Annotated in this window: 14 protein-coding genes; 3 read left to right on the top strand and 11 right to left on the bottom strand. The window is 70.2% G+C overall.

All coding sequences use genetic code 11. From position 1 onward, the window contains the following. Positions 1 to 245 precede the first annotated feature (245 nt). A complete protein-coding gene (locus tag DFW101_RS08270) occupies positions 246 to 485 on the bottom strand; it encodes a YMGG-like glycine zipper-containing protein (RefSeq protein ID WP_009181052.1) in 240 nt (79 codons plus the stop codon). Positions 486 to 590: 105 nt separating this feature from the next. Beyond that, positions 591 to 1,049, bottom strand: coding sequence for a hypothetical protein (locus DFW101_RS08275; RefSeq protein WP_009181053.1), 459 nt, complete (start codon positions 1,047 to 1,049; stop codon positions 591 to 593). Positions 1,050 to 1,289: 240 nt separating this feature from the next. Here DFW101_RS08275 and bioB point away from each other — a divergent pair, with 240 nt between their 5' ends. After that, positions 1,290 to 2,291, top strand: a complete 1,002-nt coding sequence (bioB, locus tag DFW101_RS08280) for a biotin synthase BioB (protein ID WP_009181054.1) — start codon at positions 1,290 to 1,292, stop codon at positions 2,289 to 2,291. A gap of 40 nt (positions 2,292 to 2,331) precedes the next feature. Here the strand turns inward: bioB and DFW101_RS08285 are convergent, their stop codons facing one another. The 7 genes from DFW101_RS08285 to DFW101_RS08315 all read right to left on the bottom strand — a co-directional run bounded on the left by DFW101_RS08285 (position 2,332) and on the right by DFW101_RS08315 (position 13,451). Then, entirely contained in the window at positions 2,332 to 4,560 is a 2,229-nt protein-coding gene (locus DFW101_RS08285) for a CHASE2 domain-containing protein (protein WP_009181055.1), read from the bottom strand. A 152-nt stretch (positions 4,561 to 4,712) separates the two neighbouring features. After that, a complete protein-coding gene (locus DFW101_RS08290; RefSeq protein ID WP_009181056.1) occupies positions 4,713 to 5,627 on the bottom strand; it encodes a M48 family metalloprotease in 915 nt (304 codons plus the stop codon). After that, positions 5,624 to 6,106 (bottom strand): SH3 domain-containing protein, encoded by a 483-nt coding sequence (locus DFW101_RS08295; RefSeq protein ID WP_009181057.1) that lies wholly within the window; start codon positions 6,104 to 6,106, stop codon positions 5,624 to 5,626. The genes DFW101_RS08290 and DFW101_RS08295 overlap by 4 nt, the downstream gene beginning before the upstream one ends. Before the next feature lie 117 nt (positions 6,107 to 6,223). Then, positions 6,224 to 7,111, bottom strand: coding sequence for a 2-hydroxy-3-oxopropionate reductase (gene garR, locus DFW101_RS08300; RefSeq protein ID WP_009181058.1), 888 nt, complete (start codon positions 7,109 to 7,111; stop codon positions 6,224 to 6,226). A gap of 90 nt (positions 7,112 to 7,201) precedes the next feature. Further along, positions 7,202 to 7,987: a hydroxypyruvate isomerase gene (gene hyi / locus DFW101_RS08305; protein ID WP_009181059.1), complete on the bottom strand. Its 786-nt coding sequence runs from the start codon at positions 7,985 to 7,987 to the stop codon at positions 7,202 to 7,204. A gap of 123 nt (positions 7,988 to 8,110) precedes the next feature. Further along, positions 8,111 to 10,741 (bottom strand): PEP/pyruvate-binding domain-containing protein, encoded by a 2,631-nt coding sequence (locus DFW101_RS08310; protein WP_009181060.1) that lies wholly within the window; start codon positions 10,739 to 10,741, stop codon positions 8,111 to 8,113. A gap of 265 nt (positions 10,742 to 11,006) precedes the next feature. Further along, on the bottom strand, positions 11,007 to 13,451 hold the full coding sequence (locus DFW101_RS08315) for a response regulator (protein WP_009181061.1): 2,445 nt from the start codon (positions 13,449 to 13,451) through the stop codon (positions 11,007 to 11,009). A 168-nt stretch (positions 13,452 to 13,619) separates the two neighbouring features. Here DFW101_RS08315 and DFW101_RS08320 point away from each other — a divergent pair, with 168 nt between their 5' ends. Then, positions 13,620 to 14,117: an A24 family peptidase gene (locus DFW101_RS08320; protein WP_009181062.1), complete on the top strand. Its 498-nt coding sequence runs from the start codon at positions 13,620 to 13,622 to the stop codon at positions 14,115 to 14,117. Between the two features lie 78 nt (positions 14,118 to 14,195). Beyond that, positions 14,196 to 16,274 (top strand): tetratricopeptide repeat protein, encoded by a 2,079-nt coding sequence (locus tag DFW101_RS08325; RefSeq protein ID WP_009181063.1) that lies wholly within the window; start codon positions 14,196 to 14,198, stop codon positions 16,272 to 16,274. Between the two features lie 71 nt (positions 16,275 to 16,345). Here DFW101_RS08325 and DFW101_RS20140 read toward each other — a convergent pair whose 3' ends face one another. Both DFW101_RS20140 and DFW101_RS08335 read right to left on the bottom strand, forming a co-directional pair. Next, entirely contained in the window at positions 16,346 to 17,326 is a 981-nt protein-coding gene (locus DFW101_RS20140; RefSeq protein WP_009181064.1) for an AAA family ATPase, read from the bottom strand. 75 nt (positions 17,327 to 17,401) lie between these two features. After that, positions 17,402 to 19,204, bottom strand: a complete 1,803-nt coding sequence (locus DFW101_RS08335; RefSeq protein ID WP_009181065.1) for a PilZ domain-containing protein — start codon at positions 19,202 to 19,204, stop codon at positions 17,402 to 17,404. Positions 19,205 to 19,267: the final 63 nt, after the last annotated feature.

Consider the following 19,267-nt stretch of genomic DNA (forward strand, 5'->3'; position numbering starts at 1 on the left):
GTGAGAAGAAGAAAAGAGAGAAGATGCCTCCGGCGGCCGGGAGGGGATGATCCCCTCCCGGACCCTCCCCGACGGGGCGGGAGGGATTTTTTAAGGACGGGGCGGGAATGGATGGCCTGGGCGGCGGGAGATTCGCCGCCGGCGGGGAGAAATCGGAAACGCCGCAACCCGCCGGGCCGGGAAGGACCCGCCGGAGTGCGGCGTTTGAAAAACGGCCCGGCGTCCCGAAGGACGCGACCGGACGGTTAGTAGGAGTAACCCCGCTCCTGGGAATGGCCGATCAGGCCGCCGGCAATGCCGCCCAGGGCCCCGCCGATGCCCGCGCCAACACCGGCGTTGCCGCCGGAGATGGCGCTGATGGCCGCGCCGGTGCCGGCCCCGATCACGGCGCCGGAAAGCGCGCCCTGCTGGGTTTTCGTCATATTGGTGCAGCCGAGACTGCCGACCAGCATGAGGACGGCGATCATCGCGCTCAAACGCTTCATGGTGTTCTCCTTTGTTCTCGCCACATGTGGCGAACCGCTCCCGGCTCCTGTTTCAGAGCCCGCTTCTCCTGAAGATAATGCCGCCCGGCGATTTGGCTATGCTGCCTAAGGCTTGGCGACCTTGCCCTTGCCGGCCTTCTTGCCGGGCATGGGCTTTTCTTCCTCCGTCCCGGACTGGTCAAAGGTGCCGGGAGGGCAGTTCGGCTTGGCCAGCTCGTACCACATGACCTCGATCACCGGCCGCGTGGCCTTGTCCGGATGTTCGGCATACCACTTGTCGATGGCCGCCACCATCTGGTCGAAGGTGAAATGGGAAAGACCCTGGGCCCAGGCGTTGATGGTGCTTTTTTTCGCGGGAGGGGTGCCCTGCACTTCCTGATCCAGCTCGATGATGGTGGCCGCGCCCAGGACGAAGGCCTTGCGTTCCTGCGGCGTGGACCGCTGCCAATGATCCCCGGTCACCACCGGCATTTCATAATCCTGGGCCAGGGCGGGAACCGCCACGGCCACGGCCAGGGCCAAGGCCAGCCCGAACACCACTTGTCTCGCACGCATTCGCATCATGTTCCTCTCCTTTGGTTAAGATCTGCCCGCCGGGATCAACCTTCCGACCGTGGCGAACCCCGCGCCGCGCCCCGCGGCGCGCACGCCCCCGCCCGGCCGACGGACAAGCGGGGCTAACTTCCTTTTACTGTTATGGAAAGAATTGCGGGAAAAGGCAAGCCATCCTCCAAACAAACACCCCTCGTCCGCCGGCTTGCCCAAATGCCGCGCCAGGGATAAAAACCGTCCTCCGAGCACGCCATGCCTGAAAAAAACACCCTTGCCACCGAACTGGCCCGGCCGCTTCTTGCCGGCGGCTTTCTGTCCGACACCGGCCGGGACAGGCTCCTCACCCACCTGCCCCAGGCGTCCGGTCCGGACCTCGACGCCCTGGCCGCCGCCGCCAGCGCCGTGCGCGCCCACCGGCTCGGCCGCCAAGCCTCGCTTTGCGCTATTATTAGCGCCAAATCCGGCCGCTGCGGCGAGAACTGCGCCTTTTGCGCCCAGTCCGGTCACTACGCCACCTCCTCCCCCGAGCACCCGCTGCTCGACCCGGACCGCATCGTGGCGGCGGCCGCAGCCATGCACGCCGCCGGCGTCTCCCGCTTCGGCGTCGTGGCCTCGGGCAAGGCCCTGCCCGAAGCCGAACTGGCAACGGCCGCAACCGCCCTGGCCGGCATCGCGGCCCTTGGCATGGCCGCCGACGCCTCCTTCGGCGTCCTTTCGCGCGAGGCCCTCTCCCGGCTCAAGGCCGCAGGCCTGGCCGCCTACCACCACAACCTCGAAACCTCCCGGGCCTTTTACCCAAGCATTTGCACCACCCGGACCTTCGACGACAACCTGGATGTCCTGCGCCAATGCCGGGCCCTCGGCATCCCCGTCTGCTCGGGCGGCCTCTTCGGCATGGGCGAGACCTGGGCTGACCGGGCCGACCTGGCCCAGACCCTCTTCGAAGCGGGCGCCTTCTCCATCCCGGTCAACTTCCTCTCCCCCATCCCGGGCACGCCGCTCGGCACCCAGCCCGTCCTTTCCCCCGACGAAGCCCGGCGCATCGTCATCCTCCTGCGCTTCCTGCTGCCCGACCGCCAGATCCGCATCTGCGGCGGCCGGCCCGCCGTCTTCGGCGCGACCGATCCCCTGGCCCCCATGGCCGTCGGCGCCGACGGCCTCATGGTCGGCGACTACCTGACCACCGCCGGCGCGTCGCTCGCGGCCGATAGGGAAGGACTGGAACGGCTGGGATTTGCTGTCGGCGGAGAATAGAGAAAAAGATGCCTCCGGCGGCCGGAGGCATTCCTTCCTCCTACTTCGACGTCAGCACGCACACCCCGCTCCACCCGGCCGGCGTCTCCTCGCCGAGCCGCCGGCAGCGCGCCACATAGGACGCGGCGGCCGGGTCGTGGTCGGCCAGGGCGGCGAACCCGGCCTGGGCGGCCTGGAAATCGCCTTTGGTGAACAGGTCCAGGGCGGCGGCGAAGGCGGCATGGGTCGTCCTGGCCCTGGCCGCGACATCCGGCCACAGCGGCTCGTAGACGTCCACCGGCTCGGCCCGGCCGACCACGGCCACGCAGCCGATCTTGCGGGAGGCGAAAGATGGGCCGGCCGCATCGCGGGTGGCCTGGGAGATCATGGTGAAGGTGCCGAACTGCTTGTTGATGCCTTCCAGGCGCGAGGCCAGGTTCACGGCGTCGCCGAGCATGGTGTAGTCGAAACGGGAATCGGAGCCCATGTTGCCGACCACGGCCGGGCCGGTATTGAGGCCGACGCGCATGAAGAGGTCATGGCCCGAGATTTCGCGAAAGGCGGGGCGCAGTTCGGCCAGCCGGTCCTGGCAGCGAAGGGCTGTGCGCACGCCCCGGGCGGCATGGTCGGGCTGGTCGAGCGGCGCGTTCCAGAAGGCGATGATGGCGTCGCCCTCGTATTTGTCCACGGTGCCGCCCTCGTCCAAAATGATGTCGGTCATGGCGGTCAGGTAGCGGTTGAGGAGCGCGGTCAGCTCCTGGGGCCCGAGGCCTTCGGAGATGCCGGTGAATCCCTGCAGGTCGGAGAAGAAGATGGTCAGCTCGCGCAGTTCGCCGCCGAGGCTCATGCGTTCCGGCTGGGCGATGAGGGCCTCGATGACGTCCGGGGAGAGGTACTGGCGGAAGGCCGACTTGATGAACCGCTTCTGCCGGCCCTCGGTGGCGTAGCCGACCAGCACGGCCACGGCCAGCCCGCCGGCCACGGCCACCTGCGGCAGGGCCAGGGGCAGCCACAGGCCCCAGGCATAGGCGGACAGGGCCAGGCCCAGGGGCAGCGGCAGGAACACGAGAAACGCCACCGCGCTGGCCGTGGCCCCGGGGGCCAGGGACACGGCCAGGCCGGCGGCCACGGCCAGACCGGCGGCCAGCCACCAGCCGGCCCAGTGCGGCACCACCCGCAGGAAATCGCCGGTCAGAAGGCTCTGCAAGGCCTGGGCATGGATCTCCACGCCCGTGGTCACGCCGCCCACCGGCGACGGGCGCAGGTCCAGGAGGCCTGGCGCGGAAAAGCCGAAGAGCACGTAGCGCCCCCGGAACATCTCCGGATTGAGGGTCGGCTTGCCGCCTTCGCGCAGGGCCAGCTCGCTCTGAATGACGGCGGCGGCGGACACGGCCGGAAAGTCCGACGAGCGCCGCCAGCGGGGAATGGCCCGGCCGGCGTCGTCCACGGGGATGGTGACCGCCCCCAGGCGCAGGGTCATGCCGCCAATCGAAGCGTCGAGGGGCGGTTCGGCCAGGAGCCTTGAAGCCAGCGACAGGGCCGGCACCGGCCGGCCGTCGAAGACGCCGAAGAGCCCCACCCGGCGGTAGACGCCGTCGAACTCCGGGTCCTGGCTGACGTTGCCGAGGATCTTCGCCCCGGCCGCCACCTCGGGCACGGGAAAGGCCGCCTTGGGGTAGACCGGGGCGTCCTCGGGCGACAGGCCGGCCAGCCAGGTTTCCAGCCCCTTGATCCGCAGCGGACCGGCCGGCGCGTCGGCCGGCCACCGTGTCGCCTGCCCGGTCTCACGGCCGAGGAAGACCGGCAGGGCGAAGTTGCCAAAGAGCGTCCCGGCCTCGGCCAGGGCCGTGTCGTCGGCCACGCCGTAGGACGACGGTTCGGTGAAAAGCACGTCAAAAGCCACGGCCTTGGCCCCGCCCCGGCGGCAAAAATCCAGGATGACCGAGTAGACCTCGCGCGGCCATGGCCAGGACAGGCCGTTTTCCCTGGCCCCCCAGTCGAGGCTCGCCTGGTCGAGGAGGATCAGGCGCACCGCGTCCGAACCCCTGCCGCCCGGAGCCAGCAGCCGGGCCCGCCAGTCGAAGGTCCGGGCCTCGAACGAGGTCACGATGCCGGAAAGTGACAGCAGCCAGGCCGCCAGAAGGCCGGCCAACCCGGCCGAGAGGCCGTGGAGAAGGCGCGTGCGCCGCAGGCGGAGACGGGAGAGGAGGGAAGAGGAAGAGGCCTCCGGCGGCCGGGGGGGATCATCCCCCCCGGACCCCCTGGAAGGGGAAAACGGGGTATTTTGCATGGGTGTTCTCTTCGGGAGACGTGCCCCCGCCATGGGCGCGGGGCCGATGCCGGTCCCGCGCCCTGCCCCCTTTCGGGGGGTCCGGGGGGAATGATTCCCCCCGGCGGGTCCAGGGCAGAGCCCTGGCGGGGTCTGGGGCAGGGCCCCAGCTCTTAGATATTCCCCAATGCCGCCTTGAAGCGGGCGGCCCGGGCCGGGGGTTCGTTGACCTCGGCCACGCGGGCGAGGCTGGCCAGTTCCGTGATGCGGTCCTTGGGCGCCGGGTGGGTCTTGGCGAAGTCCGTGCCTCCCGGGGTCAGGCGCTTTTGCATCTCGGCCAGCATGTCCGGCAGCCCGGCCGGGTTGTAGCCGGTGCGGGTGAGGATGGTCACGGCGGTCTTGTCGGCCTGGTATTCGAGGGTCCGGGAATAGCCGTTGTTGACCATGGTGGTCATGATGTCGCCGATGGAGTCGGCGAAGATGTTGGTCAGCTGGGTGAGCTGTCCGCCGCCGGCGTGTTTGACGGCCTCGCCGCCGATGATGGCCAGGGCCTCGGTGGTGCGGGCGCGCTTGATGGACCGCAGGGCGTCCTTGCCCTGGACGTGGCCGATCTCGTGGGCCAGGACCGCGGCCAGGGCGTTTTCGCCCGAGCAGCACCGCAGCATGCCGCGCGTGATGAAGATGAGCCCGCCCGGCGCGGCAAAGGCGTTGATCTCGGCCGAATCGAGGATCAGGAAGTGGTAGCCGCCGTAGGTCTGGGGCATGTCCGAGAACATGGCCAGGGCCTGGCCGACCTCGTTGACGTAGGCATTGGCCTTGGCGTTGTTGTAGGGCCGGTATTTGGCCAGAAGCGAGGCGCCGACCGACCGGCCGATGTAGTATTCCTGTTCCGGGTTGAAGTCCTCGGCCGCGTGGGCCACGGCCGAGGCGCCCTTGACGGCCGAGGCGGCGTAGTCGCCGACCGGGGCCCCGCCGACATTGCCGAGGGAGCCGAGCACCCGGGAGACGGCGTCGGGGTTGTTGCAGCCGAAAAGAGCCAGCCCGGTCAGCAGAAGGCCGCCGAGGGAGAGGAGGAGACGCGGTTTCATCGGCTGCCTCCCTGGGGCTTGACGTCGCCCTGGCCAAGAAAGGCCAGGAGCGCCGCCGGGCTATAACTTTGGCGCTCCATGGCGTCGATGGCGGCGTAGTCGCCGCCGTGGCCGCGCCGGTAGTCGGCCTCGACCTGGGCGGAAAAGCCCTTGCCGGCCAGCGCCATTTCCTTGCCGGACACGTTTCCCGACGCGCCCGAACCGCTCGACAGGGCCAGCTTGCCGGCAGAGAGGGCCGAGCGGTGCATCCAGCCCGAGGGGCCGCCCGAAACCGACACCTTGGCCCAGTCGCCCTGCTCGTCGCTGACGTCCACCGTCTGGCCGTAGCTGGCCTTGCCGACGATCTTGCCGAGAAACGACGGGGTCTCCCGGACCTGCCCATCCCGTACCGCGACACTCATGACCTTGGCGGCCAGGGCCCCCACCCCGCACAGGGTCAGGACCACGGCCAGGGCCACGGCCAGTCTTCGACTTCGCAAAACGGCCTCCTTTGCGGCGCGCGGCGCGCCGGTTGCGGCACTCGCCCCACGGGCAGGCGGGCGGAGCCGTGGTTTTGCCGACAAATCGGCAAATCGCCTTGTTTCGATGACGCCAGGCTACCGGCCGACCGTCACATGGGCCAGCTTCTCGAAATACCGGATGATGCTCCCATGGTCGTCCTCGCCGCAGCCGTCGGCCAGCATGGCCTGCATCACTTCCATGACCGAGGCGGTCAACGGCAGGGGCACATGCAATTCGTTGGCCGTTTGCATGACATTGGCCAGATCCTTGACGTGGAGCCTGATCCGGAAGCCGGGATCGAACTTGCGGTCCATGACCAGCCCGGCCTTGGCGTCCAGGACCGTGCTGCCGGCCAGGCCCCCCCGGATGGCCTGATAGACCAGCTCCGGCTCCACCCCGGCCTTGGCCGCCAGGACAAAGGCTTCGGACATGGCCGCGATATTGAGCGCCACCACGATCTGGTTGGCCAGCTTGGCCACGTTGCCGGCCCCGATCTCGCCGACCCGGGTCACCGAGGCGGCCATGGCCGCGAGCACGGGCCGTACCGCCTCGAAATCGGCTTCGCTGCCGCCGGCCATGACGGTCAACGTGCCGTCCACGGCCTTGGGCTCGCCGCCGCTGACCGGGGCGTCCAGGAACTTGATCCCCTTGCGGGCCAGCCCGGCCCCGATCTCCCGGCTGGCCAGGGGAGCGATGGAGCTCATGTCCACGACGTAAAGGCCCGCCTTGCCGCCGTGAATGACCCCGCCCTCGCCAAGGACCACTTCCTTCACCTGGGGCGAGTCCGGCACCATGGTGATGACCAGCTCGCACACCTCGGCCACGGCCGCCGGCGACGGGGCATAGGCCGCGCCGTGGTCGGTCACGGCCGCCACGTTGTCCTTGCTGCGGCTGAAAACGGTCAGGTCGTAGCCGGCTTTGAGCAGGTTGCGGCACATGGGCTTGCCCATGATGCCAAGGCCGATGAAGCCGATCTTTTTCATGGTGTTTCCTTATTGCGAAGAGAGAAGAGAAGATGCCTCCGGCGGCCGGGGGGGATCATCCCCCCCGGACCCCCTGAAAGGGGGAAAAAGCTATAACGCCAGGCCCATTTCCTTGATCCAGGAAAGAGAGCCCACGGTGTCGGGGGTGGGCACGTATTCGAGGCCGACGAAGCCGGCGTAGCCCAGGCGGTCGAGTTCGGCGAAAAGGAAGGGATAGTGGATCTCGCCCGTGCCGGGCTGGTGCCGGCCGGGATTGTCCGCCACCTGGACGTGGCCGATGCGCGGCAGGTTGGCGGCCAGGGTCGCGGCCAGTTCCCCTTCCTCGCGCTGGGCGTGGTAGACGTCGTACTGCATGAAGGCGTTGGGCCGGGCCAGGTCGTCGAGAAGGGCCATGACCTGCCCCGTGCGGGTAAGCGCGAAGCCCGGGATGTCGAAGTGGTTGATGGCCTCGATGACCAGGGACAGGCCTTCGGCAGCCAGGGCGTCGGCCGCGAAGGCCACGTTTTCGCACAGGGCGTCCAGGGCCGCTTCCGGGGCGCAGCCGGCCGGAACCTTGCCGGCCAGGCAGTTGAGGCGGGTGACGCCGAGGGCCTTGGCATAGGCCAGCGCCTGGCCCACGCCGTCGCGGAACTCGGCCGCCCGGCCCGGATCGGCGGCGATGCCCCGGTCCCCGGCCGCCCAGTCGCCGCTCGGCAGGTTGAAAAGGACCTGGGTCAGCCCGTTGGCGTCCAAAAGCCCGCGCAGTTCCCCGGCCGGATAGGCGTAGGGAAACAGGTATTCCACATGGCGGAAGCCGGCCCTGGCGGCGGCGGCGAAACGTTCGGGAAACGGCAGTTCCGTGAACAGCATGGTCAGGTTGGCGGCCAGTTGCGGCATGGCGGACTCCGTGAAAAGGGTTTTGCGGCAACGGCCTGCTCCCGAAACGCCGGGCAGGGCCACGGCGGAGACAACGGTTCCGGCCCGGCGCTTCGAGCCCTGCCGGGCGGGCCGGAAAAAAGCTCAGGCCGTCCCGGCCTCCCCGCCGGCCCTGGCCGGATCGAAACAGGGCGCCCCGGACAGGAAGCAGGCCACCATGGCCTCGATGCTCGATTCGCTGACCATCAGCATATCCGTCTGGCGGGTGAACTGCAAAAGCCTTCCCATGTGCCCGAGCTTTTCCTCGATGTCGGCCGCCGGGACCTTCTGGAACCGCCCGGACACCCGGTCGGCCACGGTTTCCACGGCAAAGCCCAGTTCTTGGAGGATACGGGCGATGGCCCGGACCCGGCGCGACCGCTTGACGTCGTCGGCCGCGCCGCCGGCAAAGGAGAAGGTGATGTAGTTCTTGTTGACGGTGGCCCCGCAGTAGCAGTCGAGCACGCCGTAGTGGTAGCCGACCCGCGAACTGAAATTGAGGTATTTCTCCGAGATGATGGCGTAGGACTTCTCTCCGAACCGCTCGCTGCCGGCCTTGGGCTGGGACAGCATCTGCTCGGACATGACGGACAGGAAGCCGCCGAGGTTGACCGGCCGCACGGCCTTGGCTTCGCCCGCCAGCACAAGGCCGGTCAGAAGCGCGGCAAAGGGCCGCGACACGATGTCCCCGGGCCTGACCCGGGTCTGGCCCGAGGCCGACGGGCGGATGCCGCCGCCAAGGTCGATGATGTGGAGGTCGAGGCCGGTTGTCGCTTCCAGAATGACCGTGACCCCGCGCTGGCCGGCGGCCAGGTCGCTTATGGCGAACATCTCGCCGTAGGACCATTCGTGCAGCAGCCGGATCACGTCGTGCAGGCTTTGGCAGTTCTCCGGACGGAAGGCCGGGGACTTGGGATCGAGAAGGGTCAGCGGGATGATGCGCCGGGCCACGTCGGCCAGGATGCCGTGGACCTGGGTCCCGGCCATGAAGGCCGCAGCCGTGTCCCCGGCCGTGGCGAGCAGGCTCTCCACCCTCCCCCGATAGATCCGGCCCGAGGCCGCGTCCACGGTGACGACCTGGCCCTCGGCCAGAAGCCGGGTGGCCTCCCGCAGGCCAAGCAGCGTCGGCACGCCGAATTCCCGCGACAGCGAGGCCATGTGCCCGGTGACGCTCCCCTGGTCCGTGACGATGGCCGCCGCCCGCTGCATGGCCACCATGAACTGGGGCGAGCTGTGGGGGGCGACCAGGACCGCGCCCGGCGGGAAGGCGTCGAGGTCGTCGTCGGTGCGAACCAGATGGACCGGCCCGGCCCCCACGCCCGAACAGGCGGTCTGGCCGCCCTCGATAAGCACCTCGGCCCCGGCCACCGGCGGGCCCCCGGCCGCGCACCCGGCGTCGGACAGGGCCGTCAGTTGCCGCGACTGCAGGACGACCGGCTCCCCGGCCGGGTCGAGGGCCCATTCCATGTCCTGGGGCCGGCCGAAATGGCGCTCGAGGGAGAGCCCCCAGGCGGCGAGCCGACGGGCCATGGCGTCGGACAGGCAGGGCTCGCGGCGAAGGGCCTCGTCCACGGGCGCGTCCACGAGTCCCCCGGCCTCGGACGCCACCAGCATGCGGTCTTTTTCCGCCGTCTGGCGCACGGTCACGGCCAGGGACTCGCGGTCGAGCCGGATCGTGTCCGGAATGACGACCCCGTCCACGGCATAGGGCCCAAGCCCCCACACGGCGTTGATGAGGACCTCGTCCCGGCAGGGATCCTCGGGCAGGCGCGTGTAGAGCACGCCGGCCGCCTTGGACGGAATGAGCTGCAGGCAGGCCACGGCCATGGCCACGTCGTCGTCGGGGATGCCCTTCAAAAGCCGGTAGGACATGGCCCGGGGGGTGTAGAGGCTGGCGATGACGAACTTGTAGGCGCTCTCGATCCGGTCCGGGGCGACATTCAGCATGGTCAGGTACTGGCCGGCGAAGGACAGCTCCCCGTCCTCGCCGATGGCGCTCGAGCGCACGGCGAAGCGGACCGGGCCGGGGCCCGGGCCAGACTCCCGGCCGGCGATGCCGGCCACGGCCCCGGCGAGTCCCCCGGCCACGGCCACGGGCAGGGAGGCGCGCAGGATGGCGGCCTGGATCTCCTCGGCCGCGGCGGCCATGGAGGCGGGATCGTCGGGCGTGATGCCAAGCCGCAGGCTGGCTACGGTCTCGAAAAGCCCGGCCTCCTCGAAAAAGGCCCGGAAGGCGCTGGTCGTCACGGCGAACCCGGCCGGCACGGGCAGGCCCACCCGGCTCCCGATTTCCCCGAGATTGGCGCACTTGCCGCCGACCTGATCCACCATGCCGGCCGTGATTTCGGAGAGATCAAGGACCAGCGCGCCGGCCGCCTGGCCGTGCCGGCCGCCGGCAACGGCCTTGATCTCGGCCGACAGGCGCTCGACCAGGTCCAGCAGCACGGGCTGGGGCCGGTTCGACAGGCGCTCGAAGCTTTTGATCATGCGGATGGCATGGAAAACGGCCCGGCTCGACCGGGAGCGGATAAAGGCCATGCCGAAGACCTCCCGGCCTTCGAGCATCACTTCCATTTCGGCGCAGATCTTGAGGAGTTCGGTATTGGACTCCAAAAGCGATTGGAAATGGTTGTACTTTTCCCGGAAAACGGCCGCGGTTTCCCCGCTTTGCAGGCCCCCTTCCCGGCGGGAAAAGCTGGCCACCAGACTGCGCAGTCCCTCGAAAACGGTCCCCATGGCCTTCTCCAGGCGCGGCCGGGAAGCGTCCCGGCCACAGGTTGCGGCGCATTCCCTTTTGCGCCCGGTGGTTTTCCCCCCTATACTCGTCCGGTGGACACGGCCGGGCCTTTTGGCCGGCCCGCCGCCAACGGCACGGGAGGAAGGGAAACATGGGTGCGAATCTGGCTATCGTGACGCTTATCGTCGTCTTGTCCGTGGTCATCGGCATCGTGGTCGGCCGCCGGCTGCGCCGCAAATAACGTTCCGGCCGGGACGCCCCGGCTCACCCGGCCTTGCCGCCTGTCCGGGACCTGCCGGGCAGTCCGGCCGGGTCCACCCCCAAAAGCGGGGCCAGCCGGGAGGCGACGGCCAGGGCCCCGGCGAAATCGTACCGTTCGATGGCCTGGGACAGCGCTTCGAGTTCCATGGGCGCGGGTCGTCCGGAGAAGGCCTCGCGCAGGACCGCCATGTCCTCGTCCGCCCGGATGTTGCCCTCGGCCAGATGGCCGGCCAGACAGCGCAAAAGCGGCCCCATGGCCGTGCCCGCCCCGCCGGCGGGCCGTGGGCTGTCCGGCCGCCGGATCCTGGGGTCGCGGCCCCGCATCACCTGGGCCAGGGAATCGAGCAGGGCGTCGTGCTCGAAGAGCTTGGGCAGGCACTCGTCCATGCCGGCCTCCAGGCAGCGGGCCCGCTCCCCGTCCGCATCGTGCGAGGTGAGGGCCACGATGGGGATGCCGGGCGGGCACGGCGGACTGGCGCTGGCGGAAAGCAGGCCCCGGATCACGCGGGTGGCGGCCGGACCGTCCATCTCCGGCATCTCGATATCCATGAGGATGAGGTCGTAGGGCCGGCCCGTGGCCTTTTCCCCGAACAGGGCCCGGCAGGCCTCCTTGCCGTTGGCGGCCGTGGCCACGTCGTGGCCGGCGCTGCGCAGGATCTGCGAAAAAATGGCCCGGTTGAGCTTGGCGTCGTCGACCAGGAGGATGCGCCAGCAGCCGTCCTGGGCGCAGGCCTGGGGCACGGCGGCCGGCGGGGCCAGCCGGGAGGCGGCCGCCAGGGTCGCTTCCAGGGCCGCGGTGAAGGCGGCCAGGGCCGGCGGCGACGGCGCCTGTCCCGAGGCCAGGCGGGCTTCGAGTCCCCGGGCGGCCTCGGCCAGGACGTCGGCCGCGATGTTGCCGGCCACGCCCTTGATCGTGTGGGCCAGCCGCCGGGCCTCGCCCAGGTCCCCGGCTTCGATGTGCCGGGCCAGGATCCGGGCGCTGTTCTTGTAGTCCCGGGAAAATTCCGTGGCGACGCTCAAAAGGAGCCGCTCGTTGCCGCCCAGGCGGGCCAGGGCCGTTGCGGCGTCGAGCCCGGAATCCGGCCCCGGCCGACCGGCCGCCGGCTTTCGGCCCGGCTCCTGGCCGGAGGCGATGGTCAGCCGGCCGGCCTTGGCCGCCGCGGCCGCCGGCGCGATCCACTGGCCCAGGGCGTTTAGGAGCCGGCCGGTGTCGATGGGCTTGGTCAGGTAGTCGTTCATGCCCGCTTCCAGGCACCGGTCCCGGTCCTCGGCCAGGGCGTGGGCGGTCAGGGCCACGATGGGCAGGTCCGGCCCGCCGGGCAGGGCCCGGATGAGCCGGGTCGCGGTCAGGCCGTCCATGACCGGCATCTGCACGTCCATGAGCACGGCGTCGTAAAAGGCCACCTTGACCATTTCCACGGCTTCCCCGCCGTGCCGGGCCACGTCCACGGACGCGCCGAACCGCTGCAGGGTGTCGCGGGCCACCTGCCGGTTGATGGCGTTGTCCTCGACCAGCAGGATGAGGGTGCCGGCCAGGGGTTTGGCCGTGTCCGTTCCGGCGGCGGGCGTCGCGGCCGGCGGGGGCGGGACGGGAGCGGTGGCGTCCTCGCCGGTGTCCTCGACAAAAAGGGCCTCGAACGCGAAGCGGCTTCCCTGGCCCGGCAGGCTCGTGACCTCGAGGTCGCCGCCGAGCAGGACCGCCCCGCGCCGCACCAGGGCAAGGCCCAGGCCCGTGCCGCCGTAGGGCCGCGACAGGGTGCCGTCGGCCTGGGTGAACGATTCGAGCATGGCCGGGATGGTGGCCGCGTCCATGCCGATGCCCGTGTCCCGGACGGCAAAGGCCAGCCGGACCGCGCCGGCCTCGCGCGAAACCAGCCGGACGGTGATTTCCACGGAGCCTTTTTCGGTGAATTTGACCGCGTTGCCGACGAGTTGGGCCAGCACGCCCTCGAGCCGGGCGCTGTCGCCGACCAGACGCGGGGGGGCGTCCCGGTCCAGGCGCACGGACAGGGAAAGCCCCTTGCCGTGGGCGGTGTCCGCGAACCTGGCCGCCACCCGGTCCAGGGAGGCGGCCAGGTCGAACGGCGCGACCACCAGGTCGGCCAGGCCTTTTTCCAGGCGGGCGAAGTCGGTGATGTCGTCGACCACGTCAAGGAGACCCGTGGCCGATGTCGTGATCTTGGCCAGATAGTCGGCGACGCGGGGATCGCCGGCAAGGGGCAGGGCCAGGTTGGCCAGGCCGATGATGGCCGAAAGGGGGGTGCGCATCTCATGGGTCATGCGGGCCATGAAATCGGCCTTGGCCCGGGTCGCGGCCTCGGCCTCGCCGCGCAGCCGGACGTTGGCCGCCTCGGCCGCCTCGATCCGGGCCAGCAGCCGGTCGCGTTCGGCCGCCATGGCCGCCGCGGCGTGGCGCGAGGCCTCGCCCTGGGCACGCTCCTGTTCCATGAAAGACTCCGGTTGCCCAGGCCTGGGCCGGGCGGTCGCTACGGGTCCCGCCGCTACCCTGTAAAATTGGCTTTTTCCCTCTGCGGCGTCAAGGCCAGGCCGGGCCGGGTTGGGTTGGACACGGCCGGGCATTGCCGCTAAGAGCGGGAAAAACCCCGAGGAGCCGCCATGTCCCCGGATCCGCAAACACTCCTGGCCTTTGCCGTCACCGCCGCCGCCTGCCTGGCGGCCGCCGTGGTGGACATGCGATCCCGGCGCATCCCCAACCGGATCACCTTTCCGGCCATGCTCGTCCTTGTGGCCCTGCACGGCGCCTTCTCGGGCCTGCCCGGACTTGGCGAAGCCGCCCTCGGCCTTCTGGGCGGCTTTCTGGTCTTCCTCATCCCCCACCTCTTCGGGCTGCTCGGAGCCGGCGACGTCAAGCTCATGGCCGTGGTCGGGGCCGGGCTCGGCAGCCAGGCGCTCCTGACCGCCGTCCTTTTCACGAGCGTGGCCGGCGGGCTCCAGTTTTTCGTCTGGCTCGCCTGGCTGCGCCTGGCCCGGCCCGGGGCCACCGCCGGCTACCGCCTGTGCTACGGCCCGGCCATCGCGGCCGGGGCCCTCGGTACCATGGCCCTCTACCTGTTCGAGGGGGCCTACCTCAATCTGGTCCTGCCCTGGTCGTAGCGGCCGGGGATTGACCACGGACGGGCTTTGGCGCACCCTTTGGCCCAAGGCTCGCGCCAGTGCGCCTCCCGGAGTCCCATGCCAAGCCCTGCCGCCAAAACCGCCTCCCGCCGCCGCGCCCTGACCGCCGCCGGCGCGACGCTGCTCCTTTTGGGCGCCTTCTGGCTGATTGCGCTCAGCTGCGCCACACCCGAGCTCGGTTCCCGCCTGTTCGACGCCGGCCGCGTGGCCGAAGCCCTGCCCCTGCTGGAAAAAGCCGCGGCCAACGGTTCCGCTCCCTCGTCCCACCGGCTCGGCCTGGTCCTCGAAGCCGGCCGGGACGCACCCGAGGACCTGCCCCGGGCCCTGGCCCTTTTCACCGCCGCCGCCGGGCGCGGCCACGTGCCGGCCATGGTCCGGGCCGGGGCCCTGGCCCGGAAGGTGGCGGGCGACGACGCGGCCGCCCTGGGCTGGTACCGCCGGGCGGCCGACCGGGGCGACACGGCGGCCATGGCCGAGCTTGGCATCATGCTTTTCACCGGCCAGGGAGGGACGGCCGATCCGGGGGCCGGCATGGCCTGGCTTCGCCGGGCGGCCACGGCCGGCAACGCCCAGGCGGCCACGGCCCTTGGCCAGGCGCTCCTCGCCCTGGCCGAGGCCGGCAACGCCGCGAACGGCTCTCCGGCCGAGGCGGCGGCCCTTTTCCGGCAGGCCGGCGAGGCCGGCGACCCCGAGGCCCAGAACCGTCTGGCCGACCTCTACGCCTCGGGCACGGGCGTGGCCCGCAATCCGGCCGAGGCCGCCCGCCTTCGCCGCCAGGCGGCCGACGCCGGCTACGCCCCGGCCGCCTTTGCCCTGGGGCTCATGTACCTTTCCGGCCAGGGCGTGTCCGCCTACCCGCTGGAGGCGGCGCGGCTTTTCGAGCGGGCGGCCGGAGCCGGGCACGTGGCGGCCATGCTCCGGCTGGCCGACATGTATCAGGCCGGGCTCGGCGTCTTTCGCGACCCGGCCCGGGCGCTTGGCCTCTACGACGCGGCCGGCGCGGCCAGCGACCAGGCGGCGGGCGAACTGTGCCGGCTTTTCGCCGCCGGCCCCGAAGCCCGGCGCGACCCGAACCGGGCGACCCGGTTCTGCGCCAAGGCGGCCGCGGCCGGCGACGCCGGCGCGGCCACCCTGCTCGGCCTCGGCATGGTGCGCGGCCGCCTGCCCGGGGGCGTGGGCACGGGCACGGCCCTCCTGTCCCAGGCCGCCTGGGCCGGGGACCCGGAAGCCATGTACGCCATGGCCCTGCTCCATCTGGCCGGCAAGGGCGTGTCCGGCAACCCGGCCGAGGCCTTCCGCTGGTGCCGGCTCGCGGCCGAGGCCGGCCTGCCCGAGGCCAAGGCCCTGCTCGCCGCCCTGTCCGAGGAGGAATTCCCGAGCGCGGCCAATCTGGCCAAGGCCATGGCCTTTTACCGCGAGGCGGCCGAGGCCGGCAATGTCGAGGCCGGCTTCGCCCTGGGATCGCTCCTGTCCAAGGGGCTGGCCGGACCGCCGGATTTCGTGGCCGCCCGGCAGTGGTACGAGAAGGCGGCCACGGCCGGCGATCCCCGGGCCCAGTTCAACCTGGGGCTCATGTTCCTGACCGGCAAGGGCGGCCCGGCGAGCGACCAGGAGGCCCTGCGCTGGCTGCTCGAGGCGGCCAAAAACGGCGATGCCAACGCCCGATGCAACGTGGCCTCCCTGACCCTGACCGGCCGGGGCACGCCGGCCGACGCCCGGGAGGCCTTCCGCTGGTACAGGCTGGCCGCCGGCCAGGGATTCGCCCAGGCGCAGGCCATGCTGGCCGGATTCTACTACGAGGGGAAGGTGGTGCCGCGCGATTTCGAGACCGCCCTTTTCTGGCTGACCCTGGCCAGCCGGGCCCCGGGGAGCGATCCCCTGCTCCTGCGGGCCGGCAAGGCCAAAGCGGTGCTGGAAAAACGGCTGGCCCCGGAGCAGCGCGACCGGGTGCAGGAGCGGCTGGCCGCCTTCGTCCCGGCCGGCTTCGACCCGGAAGCGGAAAAAGGCGTGCTCGCGGCCGTCAAGTTCCTGCCGCCAAGCGCCCACGGACCGGGATTCGCGGCAAAAAACGAGGCGGCCCGGGACGTGCCGGCCCTGCCAGAGGTCGGGAAGACCGATCCCAAGGCGTTATTTTAAGGAGAGAAGAGAAAAAAGATGCCTCCGGCGGCCGGGGGGATCATCCCCCCGGACCCCCGGCAGGGGGCGCGTCAGGGGACGGGGACGGTTTCGAGGATTTGCCGGATCACCGCGTCGGGCGTGAGGCCCTCGGCCTGCGCCTCGTAGGTGAGGAGCAGCCGGTGGCGCAGGACGTCCGGGGCCAGCGCCTTGATGTCGCCCGGCGTGGCGTAGCCCCGGCCGTCGAGCAGGGCGCTCGCCCGGGCCGTCCTGGCCAGGCCGATGGCCGCCCGGGGCGACGCGCCGTAGGCGATCCGGCCGGCCAGGTCCGGGAGCCCCGCGCCTTGCGGGTCCCGGGTGGCCCCGACCAGCCCCACGATGTAGTCGAGCAGCCGCTCGTCCAGATGGACCTGCCCGGCCAGCGCCGCCATGGCCAGCACCTCCTCCCCGGACAGGATCGGCGAAAGGGCCGGCTCCTCGGGCGAGCAGGCCCGGCGGACGATCTCCTTTTCCTCTTCGGCCGTGGGATAGCCGAGCACGAGCTGGAGCAGGAACCGGTCCACCTGGGCCTCGGGCAAGGGGTAGGTGCCCTCCTGCTCGATGGGGTTCTGGGTGGCCAGGACCAGAAACGGCTCGGGCAGCGGCAGCGTCTCGCCGCCGATGGTCACCCGCCGCTCGGCCATGGCCTCAAGCAGGGCCGACTGGACCTTGGACGGGGCCCGGTTGATCTCGTCGGCGAGGAGAATGTTGCAGAAGACCGGACCCTTTCGCACGGTAAAAAGGCCCGTGTCCGGGTGGTAGACCTCGGTGCCGCTGATGTCGGCGGGCAGGAGATCCGGGGTGAACTGCACCCGGTGAAAAACCGCCCGGATGGCCCCGGCCAGGGTCTTGACCGCGAGCGTCTTGGCCAGCCCCGGCACGCCCTCGATCAGCACATGCCCCCGGCACAAAAGCCCGATGAAAAGCCGGTCCGCCAGGGCGTCGCGCCCGACCAGCACCTTACCCATCTCGGCCCGAAGCGCCCCCACGCGCGCGGCCGCCGCCGCGAGCCTTTCCTGCCCGATTCCGGTCATGTGTTTCCCTTGGCGGCCCGAAACGGGCAGGGAGTTCCACCCCTGCCGCCGGCCCGCCCGTGACGGCGCACGCGGTCAGCGCCCGATGGAATTGCGGAAAATCCAGTCGTTGATGAGGAAGATACCGTCCTTGCCGACCGGCGTAAACCGCACGAATTTGTCCTGGCGGATCTCGCCGGCCTCGACAAACTGGAATCCCACGTATTTCTTGCAAAGGGGCGGAAAGTCCCGGATGCGCTTCACCTCTAGGCGAAGCCCGAGTTTGAGGTCCGGGATGTTGGACCGGCCGACTAGGTGCATGCAGGCCAACAGCGGATACGCGGCGCTTCGCTGGGTGAAATACTCGTAGGCCGGGGCGTCGCGGTGGAGTTCGAGCATGAGCCCGCCGGCGGACAGGTCCCTGATGTGGCAGTGGGACGCGCCGTCCGGGATGATGCAAAAGGGCGCGGGCCACTTGTCGAGGGCCAAAAACACGCTCCAGTCCGCACCCAGGGCCGGGCTGGCCATTTCAAAAACCGCCAGGTGGCTCGGGTCCAGCGGCAGACGCTTGTGGGTGCGACGGGTCAGCTCGAAGGCGGCCGGCAGGGCCAGCTCCACCAGGGCGTGGTGGGCGTCGGCCAGGGTGACGGAAACCACGTTGGAGCGGAAATCGCAGTAGGTGCTCTTCTGCCTGTGCCCGGTGATGGCGAAATAGCCGTGGACCTCCTGGCCGGGCTTGGCGTCGTTTAACCGGTTGCCGCGCGGCGACTGGAGGACCATGGCCTCTTTCCCGACGTCCTTGAGGGAGCAGGGATTGATGGCCGAGCTGTCGGGATCGTCGAAGAGGCTGAAATAGACGATGCTTTTTTGCTTGAGGGCCTCGGAGAGGACGGTGAGTTCCTCCACCCGCAGCCCCCGGGACGGGGCGGCCTTCTTCTTCTGCACGGCCTTGGCCGCCTGCAGGGTCCGGCGCAGCCAGACCATGGCCCCGACCCGGTTGACCAGCCCCTGGGGCGGATCGCCGCCCAGGCGGAACCGGGCCTCGGGGTAGCGCCGGGCGCTCTGGTTGTCGAACCGGCCGAGGATGTGGCGCAGGAGGTCGAGCACGCCGGTCTCGCGGGAAATCCCCATGGCCTGGGTGGCGTGGAGCGAGGCCACATAGTCGCTTAGGGCGAAAAACTTGGGAATGTCGCCAAGGACCAGGACGCCGAAACGGTCCAGGGGCGGGCCCTGGACCTTGGCCGCAAACAGGTCCTTGAAAAGCGTCAGAACGAACGGCGTCTTGTATTTCGCCTCCACCAGCCGGGCCGTGAATTCGTAGATGGGCTTGGTCGTGAAATTGACGAGGGTCACCGTGCCGAGCGACTTGACGAACCACCGGCGCACGTCCTCGGGAACGTCTTTTTTCCCGAGGATGCTGTCGTCGAACTTGAGGACGTGGTCCTCGGTATTGAGTTCCAGGCAGTACTGGTTTTCGCGCAGGTCGCTGGCCATGCGGACGGGCCACCGGGCCTTTTCATCCTCGTTTGACCACAGAAAGCAGTGGTAGAGCAGCTCGCCGCTCAAGTAATCCAGGAACCGCCGGCGATGGAAGGTGTTTTCAAGAATCCCGCACACGGCCGGCTCCAGCCCGGCCCGGTCGTTCTGGCAGGCCACCAGCCCCTTGTTGACGAGCCAGGGGGGCAGGGCCGCGTCCCGGCCGAAGACATGCCGCTGGACGGTGGTGTCGGCCCCGGCGGCATCGGAGAGACGCAGCAGGTTTTCGGAAATGTGGCGCACCAGGGAAGAAGCCGCCCCGGCCAGGGCCGGATGGTCGTCCGGCCCGGCGGTCAGCCTGTCCAACCGGCCGAAATGCAGGTCCAGGTTGGTGTGGACCACGGGCGCCAAAGCATCGTTCATGACGCAACATCCTGTCATGCGGGCCTGAGGCCGAAAGACTTTTGTTTCGATAGCATATCGCCC

This window comes from Solidesulfovibrio carbinoliphilus subsp. oakridgensis, assembly GCF_000177215.2.
Lineage (GTDB): Bacteria > Desulfobacterota > Desulfovibrionia > Desulfovibrionales > Desulfovibrionaceae > Solidesulfovibrio > Solidesulfovibrio carbinoliphilus.

Excerpts from the sequence above, each read along its gene's own strand:
- DFW101_RS08270 (WP_009181052.1), bottom strand. The coding sequence starts at position 485 with ATGAAGCGTTTGAGCGCGATGATCGCCGTCCTCATGCTGGTCGGCAGT.
- DFW101_RS08275 (WP_009181053.1), bottom strand. The coding sequence starts at position 1,049 with ATGATGCGAATGCGTGCGAGACAAGTGGTGTTCGGGCTGGCCTTGGCC.
- bioB (WP_009181054.1), top strand. The coding sequence starts at position 1,290 with ATGCCTGAAAAAAACACCCTTGCCACCGAACTGGCCCGGCCGCTTCTT.
- DFW101_RS08285 (WP_009181055.1), bottom strand. The coding sequence starts at position 4,560 with ATGCAAAATACCCCGTTTTCCCCTTCCAGGGGGTCCGGGGGGGATGAT.
- DFW101_RS08290 (WP_009181056.1), bottom strand. The coding sequence starts at position 5,627 with ATGAAACCGCGTCTCCTCCTCTCCCTCGGCGGCCTTCTGCTGACCGGG.
- garR (WP_009181058.1), bottom strand. The coding sequence starts at position 7,111 with ATGAAAAAGATCGGCTTCATCGGCCTTGGCATCATGGGCAAGCCCATG.
- hyi (WP_009181059.1), bottom strand. The coding sequence starts at position 7,987 with ATGCCGCAACTGGCCGCCAACCTGACCATGCTGTTCACGGAACTGCCG.
- DFW101_RS08310 (WP_009181060.1), bottom strand. The coding sequence starts at position 10,741 with ATGGGGACCGTTTTCGAGGGACTGCGCAGTCTGGTGGCCAGCTTTTCC.
- DFW101_RS08315 (WP_009181061.1), bottom strand. The coding sequence starts at position 13,451 with ATGGAACAGGAGCGTGCCCAGGGCGAGGCCTCGCGCCACGCCGCGGCG.
- DFW101_RS08320 (WP_009181062.1), top strand. The coding sequence starts at position 13,620 with ATGTCCCCGGATCCGCAAACACTCCTGGCCTTTGCCGTCACCGCCGCC.
- DFW101_RS08325 (WP_009181063.1), top strand. The coding sequence starts at position 14,196 with ATGCCAAGCCCTGCCGCCAAAACCGCCTCCCGCCGCCGCGCCCTGACC.
- DFW101_RS20140 (WP_009181064.1), bottom strand. The coding sequence starts at position 17,326 with ATGACCGGAATCGGGCAGGAAAGGCTCGCGGCGGCGGCCGCGCGCGTG.
- DFW101_RS08335 (WP_009181065.1), bottom strand. The coding sequence starts at position 19,204 with ATGAACGATGCTTTGGCGCCCGTGGTCCACACCAACCTGGACCTGCAT.